The 8,961-nt window shown below is 64.6% G+C and carries 9 protein-coding genes; 5 read left to right on the top strand and 4 right to left on the bottom strand.

Annotated features, from left to right (window positions below):
• From QZY67_RS10945 to QZY67_RS10930, 4 genes are all read left to right on the top strand, one after another.
• A partial coding sequence (locus tag QZY67_RS10945) for a hypothetical protein (protein ID WP_295370279.1) occupies positions 1-249 on the top strand: 249 nt, incomplete at its 5' end.
• 225 nt (positions 250-474) lie between these two features.
• Positions 475-2,925 carry a glycoside hydrolase family 3 C-terminal domain-containing protein gene (locus QZY67_RS10940; RefSeq protein WP_295370277.1) on the top strand — a complete coding sequence of 817 codons (2,451 nt, stop codon included), beginning with the start codon at positions 475-477 and terminating at the stop codon, positions 2,923-2,925.
• Position 2,926: 1 nt separating this feature from the next.
• Positions 2,927-3,505 (top strand): hypothetical protein, encoded by a 579-nt coding sequence (locus QZY67_RS10935; protein ID WP_295370275.1) that lies wholly within the window; start codon positions 2,927-2,929, stop codon positions 3,503-3,505.
• Positions 3,506-3,529: 24 nt separating this feature from the next.
• A complete protein-coding gene (locus QZY67_RS10930; protein WP_295370273.1) occupies positions 3,530-4,555 on the top strand; it encodes a LacI family DNA-binding transcriptional regulator in 1,026 nt (341 codons plus the stop codon).
• Between the two features lie 46 nt (positions 4,556-4,601).
• Here the strand turns inward: QZY67_RS10930 and QZY67_RS10925 are convergent, their stop codons facing one another.
• From QZY67_RS10925 to mltG, 4 genes are read right to left on the bottom strand one after another with little or no spacing between them, the layout of a single operon-like run.
• A complete protein-coding gene (locus QZY67_RS10925) occupies positions 4,602-5,738 on the bottom strand; it encodes an acyltransferase (protein ID WP_295370271.1) in 1,137 nt (378 codons plus the stop codon).
• Positions 5,739-5,769: 31 nt separating this feature from the next.
• Complete coding sequence (locus tag QZY67_RS10920; protein WP_006571412.1) at positions 5,770-6,021, bottom strand: hypothetical protein; 252 nt, start codon at positions 6,019-6,021, stop codon at positions 5,770-5,772.
• Between the two features lie 12 nt (positions 6,022-6,033).
• Positions 6,034-7,251: a U32 family peptidase gene (locus QZY67_RS10915; RefSeq protein ID WP_295370269.1), complete on the bottom strand. Its 1,218-nt coding sequence runs from the start codon at positions 7,249-7,251 to the stop codon at positions 6,034-6,036.
• The gene (mltG, locus tag QZY67_RS10910; RefSeq protein ID WP_295370267.1) at positions 7,244-8,452 is read right to left on the bottom strand and encodes an endolytic transglycosylase MltG; all 1,209 of its coding nucleotides are present in this window, start codon (positions 8,450-8,452) and stop codon (positions 7,244-7,246) included. Before mltG ends, QZY67_RS10915 begins: the two co-directional genes overlap by 8 nt.
• Before the next feature lie 142 nt (positions 8,453-8,594).
• Between mltG and QZY67_RS10905 the strand changes: the two genes are divergently transcribed.
• Entirely contained in the window at positions 8,595-8,762 is a 168-nt protein-coding gene (locus QZY67_RS10905; protein WP_294534310.1) for a hypothetical protein, read from the top strand.
• The last annotated feature ends 199 nt before the right edge of the window (positions 8,763-8,961 follow it).

The following is an 8,961-nucleotide window of genomic DNA, read 5'->3' as shown; positions in this document are numbered from 1 at the left end:
TGGCTGGTCTGCAACGTGGTCCTCATGAGCGATAACACCTTCACCGTCGCCTTCGACTACAACGCCGAGAACTCCGGCATCCAGACCGACTCCGGCACCTGGGCCCTCAACGACGACGGCTCCATCTCCCTCACCGGCGACACCCGCAGCTTCACCGCCACCACCTCCGACGGTTCCAACTACACCATGGACGTGGAGAATCTCCAGACCGGCATTGTCTGCACCGTCTCCGGCACCGCAAATACCTGATTGCCTCCGGCCGCCTGCCTTTTCGGCAGGCGGCCTGGCAGTATCTGGGGCCCGGATTTCCCTTCGTGCCCCGTCCCAAATTGCAATTTACGCACGTAAACATACCGATTACGTCAAACACGTCCCATTTGCTTTTCTTTCTGCTATACTGTGCATAAAGGCCGTGTTCGAGCACAGGAGAGCGGCAGCAGGGGACATCATGTTCCGGAAAAGGAGTGTAAGGGATTGAAATACGCGGACTTAATTAAGAAAATGACCCTGGAAGAGAAGTGCAGCCTGTTGAGCGGCGAGGGCAACTTCACCACCAAGAGCGTGAAGCGCCTGAACATCCCCGGGATGTTTCTCTCAGACGGCCCCCACGGACTGCGGAAGCAGGCGGGTGCGGCGGACCATCTGGGCCTGAACGCCTCGCTGCCCGCCACCTGCTATCCCACGGCGGCCACCATGGCCAACTCCTGGGACCCCGAGCTGGGCGAGGAGCTGGGCAGGATGCTGGGCGAGGAGGCCAGGGCTCAGGGCGTCAGCGTGCTGCTGGGGCCCGGCCTGAACATGAAGCGCTCCCCCCTGTGCGGGCGCAACTTTGAGTACTTCTCCGAGGACCCCTATCTGGCGGGCAAGATGGCGGCGGCCTACATCCGGGGCATCCAGAGCCAGGGCGTGGCGGCCTGCCCCAAGCACTTTGCCGCCAACAGCCAGGAGACCCTGCGGATGCACTCGGACAGCGTGGTGGACCAGCGGACCTACCGGGAGATCTACCTGACCGGCTTTGAGATTGCCGTGAAGGAAGGCCACCCCCAGTCCATCATGTCGGCCTACAACCGCATCAACGGCAAGTACGCCAACGAGGACAAGGAGCTGCTGCGGGACATCCTGGTGGACCAGTGGGGTTTTGACGGCTTTGTGGTCACCGACTGGGGCGGCAGCAACGACCGCGCCGAGGGCGCCCGCTGCGGCAACGCCCTGGAGATGCCCGCCACCGGCGGCAACAGCGACCGGGAGCTGGTGGCGGCGGTGAAGGCCGGCGCCCTGTCCGAGGATGTGATTGACCAGCGGCTGGACGAGTATCTGAACGTGCTCTTCGCCACCGTCATCCCCGCCGACGCCCCCAAGGAGTTCGACGTGGAGGCCCACCACGCCATGGCCCGCAAGGCCGCCGAGCACACCATCGTGCTGCTGAAGAACGAGGACAATATTCTTCCCCTGAAGGCGGGCGCCTCCGTGGCCGTCATCGGCGACTTCGCCCAGACCCCCCGGTACCAGGGCGCCGGCTCCAGCATGGTCAACCCCACCAAGCTGGACTGCGCCCTCTCCGTCATCAAATCCGGCAGCGGCCTGAAACTGGTGGGCTTTGAGCCCGGCTTCCTCCGCCACGGCGGGGCCGACGAGGCCAGGAAGAGCGCCGCTGTGGAGCTGGCCAGGAACGCCGAGGTCGTGCTCATGTACATGGGTCTGGACGAGATCAGCGAGTCCGAGGGCCTGGACCGGAAGCACATGAAGATCCACCAGAACCAGATCGACGTGCTTGAGGCCGTGGCCGAGGTCAACCCCAACGTGGTGGTGGTCCTCTCCGGCGGCGCGCCCATCGAGACCCCCTGGCTGGACAGCTGCAAGGCCGTGGTCCACGGCTACCTGGGCGGCCAGGCCGGCGCCGGCGCCGTGGTGGACGTGCTCACCGGCAAGGTCAACCCCTCCGGCAAGCTGGCCGAGACCTGGGCCATGAAGTACGAGGACACCCCCGCCTACCGCCGCTTCCCCGGCACCGAGGCCACCGCCGAGTACCGGGAGGGCCTGTACATCGGCTACCGCTACTACCAGACCGCCCAGGTGCCCGTCCGCTTCCCCTTCGGCTACGGCCTGAGCTACACCACCTTCGCCTACGCCGACCTGCGGGCCACCGATAAGGCCGTCACCTTCACCGTCACCAACACCGGCAGCGTCCCCGGCGCGGAGATTGCCCAGGTCTACGTCTCCCGTAAGGGCGGCGTGGTGTTCCGCCCCGAGCAGGAGCTCAAGGGCTTTGCGAAGGTGTTCCTCAACCCCGGCGAGTGCAAGACCGTCACCGTGGAGCTGGACGACAAGGCCTTCCGTTACTTCAACGTAAAGACCGGCAGGTTTGAGGTGGAGAGCGGCAGCTACGAGATCCGGGTGGGCGCCTCCTGCGCTGACATCCGCCTCACCGCCACCGTGGCTGTGAAGGGCACCGACGCCCCCGCCCCCTACGACCTCAGCAAGCTGTCCAGCTACTGCTCCGGTAAGGTCAGCGACGTGGGCGATGCCGAGTTTGAGTATTTGCTGGGCCGCCCCATTCCCCCCGCCAAGTGGGACCGCTCCGCTCCTCTGGGCATGAACGACACCTTCTCCCAGCTCTTCTACGCCAAGCGCTGGATCGGCCGTCTGGTCTACGCCATCCTCACCCACCTGAAGAACAAGGCTGAGGCCAAGGGCACTCCCGACCTGAACATCCTCTTCATCTACAACATGCCCTTCCGTGGCGTGGCCAAGATGATGGGCGGCGCCTTCGACATGGACATGTCCGCCGCGCTGGTGGAGATCTTCAACGGCCACTTCTTCAAGGGTGTGGGCCACCTGCTCTCCGCCCGTTCCCGGATGATCAAGGCTAAGAAAGCCACCGACCTGGCTCTGGCTCAGGCTGGCAATGTGAAAGGAGAAAACTGATATGGCTACCGAAAAGACGCAGACCGGCCTGGTGGGCTGGTGGAATCATTTCGCTGGAAACCACCCCAAGGCCGCCAAGTGGATCCGTGAGGGCGGACTGTTCGTCATCGTCAGCAACCTGGTGACGGTGCTCAAGTACATCATCCTCCAGTTCCTGCCCCTGGCCTTTCAGAGCCTGTCCAACGTGGACTTCGGCTGGCCGGGCATCCCGGTGACCCTGTTCGGGGAGACCTTCCAGTGGAACATCTTCGGCTATGACGCCGCCCACGGCGGCCTGGGCTACTTCTGCGCCTACATGATCGCCATGGCCATCGGCGAGATCATCAACTTCCCCATCCAGCGCAACTTCGTCTTCCGCAGCAAGGGGAACCTGGCCTGGCAGATCGCCTGGTATGTGGTGGCCTTCGTGGTCATCAACTGCATCGTCAACTCCATCAACTGCGTCTGGGTGGCGGTGGCCGGCATGTTCGTGCCCGACTTTATCTACAATATCGGCACCGTGGTCCTCAACGGCGGCATCTCCATGGTCATTTTCTTCTTTGTCAACAAGGTCATCTTTCCTGAGGCCAAGCAGGCCTGAGCAGCGCGAGGGAGGTCAGGGTTTATGGTCACCATAAAGGACATCGCCAAGCGGGCCGGGGTCTCCCGGGGCACGGTGGACCGGGTGCTCAACAACCGGTCCGGCGTCAACCCGGAGACCGAGGCCAGGGTGCGGGCCCTCATCGAGGAGATGGGCTACCGGCCCAACATGGCCGGCCAGATGCTGGCCGTGAAGAAGCGCCGGCTCCACCTGGCCTTTCTCATCTTCCACGGCCCGGAGTTTGTCTTTCACCTGGACATCCTCCACGCCGCCCGGGACAAGGCCGCCGAGCTGCGGGAGCTCGGCGTGACGGTTGACTTCTACCTCATCCGGCAGCTGGACGCGCCCTATCTGGAGCGGATCTTCCGGGAGGTGGAGGAGAGCCGTCCGGACGGCATCGCCGCTCTGCCCCTTCGGACCACGTCCTTTATGTCCTTTATCCAGCGCATGAACGTCAAGGGCGTGCCCACCGTGTTCTTCAACCTGGACGAGGATTTTGTGCCCCACCTGGCCTATGTGGGCTGCGACTATGTCCACTCCGGCCGGGTGGCGGCGGGGCTGGCGGCCCTGTGCACCGGGGGCAGCGGCCTGGTGGGCGTCGCCACGGCCGACGGCCCCAACTCCCCCACCTTTGCCGGACGGATGGGCGGCTTCTCCCGGGAGCTCTCCGCCACCTACCCCGGCCTGACCATGGCGGACGGCGGCATGCCCGCCCTGTTCCACGACGGCGACTTCACCGAGGTGGCGCGCCTGGTGGAGCACAACCCCGACATGAAGGCCCTCTACATTGTCAACATGGGGGACTATGGGGTGTGTCAGGAGATTCACCGGGCCGCCCGGGGCCGCAGCCTGTCGGTCATCACCCATGACCTGGCCCCCGCCCAGCAGGAGCTGCTGAAAAGCGGCCTTATCTCCGCCACCATTGTCCAGCAGCCCGATATTCAGGGCTCCATGCCCCTCCAGATGCTCTATGATTACCTGGCCTTCGGCACCGTCCCCAAGTCTAAGCTCTTTACCGATCTGCACATCTGCATCCGTCAGAGCGTATAAGCAAAAAACAGCACCGGATTTCCATCCGGTGCTGTTTTTTTATCGCTTATTGGGGCGGCCTTTCCGCCAGCCGCTTTCCGCTCTTTCCATGGCGCATTCGAAGGAGGGCGAACACATTGCTCTCCCGGCAGGCGTCCCGGAAGCGCTGTCCTGTGGCCAGGAAGCACAGCCCCGGCACACTGGAGACCAGCACCACGCCCAGAATACAGCCCGCCAGAGACAGCAGCCACACCGCCAGCTGGCCGGGTACGGTCAGGCCGCCGCCCAGCAGCTTCTGAAGCAGCTCAATGGCCATGGGGTGGGCCAGGTACACGCCGAAGGAGCAGGCGGACAGCAGGACTGCCGCCCGTCCGCTTCTCCGGCCCCGGAACGCATCCCGGAACAGGAGGAAGAGCGAGGCGGAAAGCACCATGGTAAAGACGCCCCGGTAGGTGGCAAACTGCTCGCCGTAGACGCCGGTCACGAGGAAGACACCCCAGGTGCCCAGGGCTATCACCGCCCAGCTGCCCAGGGCAGCGGCCAGCAGAATCCGGCGGGCAGGGGGCCTCTCCATCCGGTCCAGCCAGGCCCCCAGCAGGAAATACCCCAGGTACCCCTCCAGCAGGCTCACATTCAGCGTCTGGTTCTCCCGCAGCAGGGCGTACCAGGGGTCGGGCAGGAACCTGCTCAGCTGGTTGAGACCCAGGGTGACCACCACCCACAGCCCCAGCAGGTACCGCCAATGCCGCTCCTCCATGTGGTCGGTCAGCCGCTTGAGCAGCGGCGAGAGCAGATACATGGGGATAAGGGCGTAGAGGAACCAGTAGGGGGTGATGACCGAGATGCCGGGCAGGTTCACCAGCTTCAGCAGCGCCGCCTCCCCGCCCTGGGACAGCCATACCCCGCCAACCACCAGCAGGGACCAGCACAGCCCCGGCACCGCCACCCGGGGCAGGCGGCGGCGGAGCAGATAGGCCGGGTCATCCGTCTTCTCCGACCCCAGCAGCAGGGCGCCGGAGATCATGAAGAACAGCGGCACCGCCGCCACGGCCAGGGAGGAGAGCAGATTGGACAGGTGCCAGAGGGCCATGTCCTCCGACTGCCGCAGCCCGCCCGCGGCGGTGTGGAGGTAGACCACGGCGGCCATGGAGGCCACCCGGATCAGGTCGAAGTCCAGCCGCCGGACATGTTTGGGTTTGCGCAAGCGGCTCACCTTTCCTTCCATCTCCGGGCCGTCAGCCCTTCAGGCCGTTCTCCTGCCGCTCCATGTTCTCCACCACGATGTCGTGGATGTCGCCCTTGGAGGCGCAGTACTCCAGCACCTTCCAGGGGGTGTTGGTGTGGAAGTGAATCTTGATCAGGTCCTCGTCGCCGAAGGCCAGCAGACAGTCGCCCTCAATGTTCTGGGCGATATAGTCGTGAATCTCCTCCTCGGAGAGGTCCTCTCCGGCGATGAGGAGCTGGGTGTCGAACTTGTACTCCAGCACGGAACTTCCTCCTTATTCTCCCGACGCCTGCCGCCGCAGCAGGGACAGGGGCGGCACGGCACGGGGCAGCTTCATGGTCAGCTTCATCTGGGGCTTGCGGGCCTCGGCAATGGGCAGCCCGTCGCCGTCGGCCATGGCGGAGACGGTGAACCGCTCCGGGCGCACGTCCGGCCCCACCAACTCCAGCTCCTCCCCCACGGCGAATTTGTTGCGCAGGGAGAGGACGGCGGTGCCGTCGCTCCGGCAGGACTCCACCAGGGCGCACACCTGCCAGTCCCGGATGTACCGGGCATCCTCGGTGAACTGGCCGGGCTGGCCGTAAAAGAATCCGGTGGAGTAGTGCCGGTGGCTGATATGCTCCACCTCGTCCCGCCACACCGGATCCAGCGGCTCGCCCGCCAGGGCGGCGTCCACCGCGTGGCGGTAGGCCCCGGCCACAATGGCGGCGTAGTAGGCGCTCTTGGCCCGGCCCTCAATCTTGAAGCTGTCCACGCCGGCCTCCACCAGCTCGGGGATGTGGTCGATCATGCACATGTCCCGGGAGTTCATGATGTAGGTGCCCTTCTCGTCCTCGTAGACCGGGAAGTACTCCCCGGGCCGCTTCTCCTCCATCAGGGCGTACTTGTACCGGCAGGGCTGGGCGCAGGCCCCCCGGTTGGAGTCCCGGCCCGTCATGTAGTTGGACAGCAGGCAGCGGCCCGAGTAGGACACGCACATGGCCCCGTGGACAAAGCACTCAATCTCCAGCTCTCTGGGGGTCTTGGCCCGGATCTCCCGGATCTCGTCCAGGGTCAGCTCCCGGGCCAGGATGACCCGGCTGGCGCCCAGGTCGTGCCAGGCGGAGGCGGACTGGTAGTTGACGATGCTGGCCTGGGTGGAGATGTGGGCCCGGACATGGGGGGCGTGGCGCTTCACCAGGGCCAGGGCGCCCACGTCGGCCACAATGACCGCGTCCACGCCGATCTGGTCCAGGTACTCCAGCCACTCCGGCAGTCTGGCCACCTCGTCGTTGCGGGGCATGGTGTTGCAGGTAATGTGCACGGCCACGCCGTGGGCCCTGCACAGGCCCACGGCGTCCTTCAGCTCCTCGGGGGTGAAATTGCCCGCAAAGGAGCGCATGCCGAACATGGTTCCCGCCAGATAGACGGCGTCCGCCCCGTAGGCCACCGCCATTCTCAGCCGCTCCATGTCCCCGGCGGGACAGAGCAGCTCCGGTCTTTTCTTATCCATTCTGATACAGCTCCTGGGTCGCTCTGAAATTCTCCTGCTCCTGATAGGTCCTGAAGAAGTGGTGCTCGCCGTCGTCGCCCAGGGCATAGAAGTAGTAGCCGTTGCCCGAGGGATTCATGGCGGCCCGCAGGGAGGCCTGTCCGGGGCTGGCGATGGGACCGGCAGGCAGGCCGGTGTACAGATACGTGTTATAAGGGCTGTCGATGGCCAGGTCCTCCGCCGTCAGCCTCTCCTTCCGCTCGGGCAGGATATACTGGATGGTGGCGTCGATGTTCAGGTAGCCCGCCGTCTCCGAGGTGGGGTTGTAGAGCCGGTTGTAGATGACCTCGGCGATGTCGGTCTGGTCGTTGCCGGTGGTCTCCTTCTCAATCATGGAGGCGATGGTGACGATGTCGTGGATGCTCTGGCCATTGGCCGCCGCCTCCTCCCGCATCTCCTCGGTAAAGACCTCGTCAAACCGGAGGATCATCTTGTTCAGCGCCTGCACCGGGTCCATATTCTGGTAGAAGATATAGGTGTCCGGGAACAGGTAGCCCTCCAGCCGGGTGGCCTCGCCCAGGGGCAGGACATCCTTGAGGAAGGAGAACTTGAAATCGTGGTTTGCCGCAGTATCGGTCAGCTCCTCTACCGTGGCCACGCCGTTTTCCTCCAGGATCTCAAAGATCTGCGTCAGCGTGGAGCCCTCGGGGATGACCACCGTCACCTCCGTGCGGGCAGAGGACTTGGCGCTCAGATTGCGGATGATGGCGCTGTAATCCATGGTGGTGCTGAGGGTGTAGGTGCCTGCCGTCATCTTTTCCTTGCCGCCGGTAAAGCCGCAGAAGAGCTGGAAGAGCCACTTGTACTCAATAATACCGTTCTGCTCCAGCTGGTCGGCCACATAGCCCACGTCGGCGCTGGAGACAGTGACGGTCTCCCCCTCCTCGTTGGTGGTCTCGGTGTAGGTGAATATATCGTCGGGCAGGGTGATGGTGGCGGTGACCTCGGCCTTGTTCAGCGCCAGAACATCGCTGGCCCAAATCCAGCCCAGGCCCGCCAGCAGCGCCGAAATACCGATCACCAGCACCACATAGAGCAGCGCGCCCCAGGCGCCCAGCCGGCGGCGGGGCCTCCGGCTGCTCTCCCTCCGCGGCGCGGCGCTTCCGCCGCCCTCATGGGTCTGGCGGCGGGGCACCTCCCGCCGTCCTTCGTAGTGAGACATTGCTTCAACTCCTATCCATTGCACAAGAAAAAATCAAACGCCCTCCTGTCACCACGGATCACGCCCCTACATAGTATGGGGCGTGAAGGGAACGGCGGCCTGAGCCCCCGGTTCCTCAGAATAATGTGAGGTGAATATCTACATGTGCTGTGGTAACAACGGTATGGGCGGCGGCAGCTGCCTGTGGATCATCCTGATTATCATCCTTCTGTGCTGCTGCTGCGGCGGCAGCTGGGGCGGCAGCTCCTGCGGCGGCAATTGCGGCTGCGGCAACAACTGCGGCTGCAACGACGGCTGCGGCTGCTGCTGAGCCGTCCTCTCCCGCCGGACAGCGGCACGGGCGGGCCCTTCGGGGCCCGCTTCAGCGTGTCAAAAAACTTCGATTGAACAGAATTCGCCTGCGCCGGGGCGGGGGAGCGCGAGGGGGCAGCCGCCCGCCTCGCGTGGAATCGAATGCCCCGCAATGCCTTGCCGTGCAAGGCTTGCGGCGAGCGGAGCGAGGACTTTTG

This window comes from uncultured Pseudoflavonifractor sp. (assembly GCA_904419835.1).
Classification (GTDB): Bacteria; Bacillota; Clostridia; order Oscillospirales; family Oscillospiraceae; genus Pseudoflavonifractor.
This window is presented reverse-complemented; position numbering and strand designations above follow the sequence as displayed.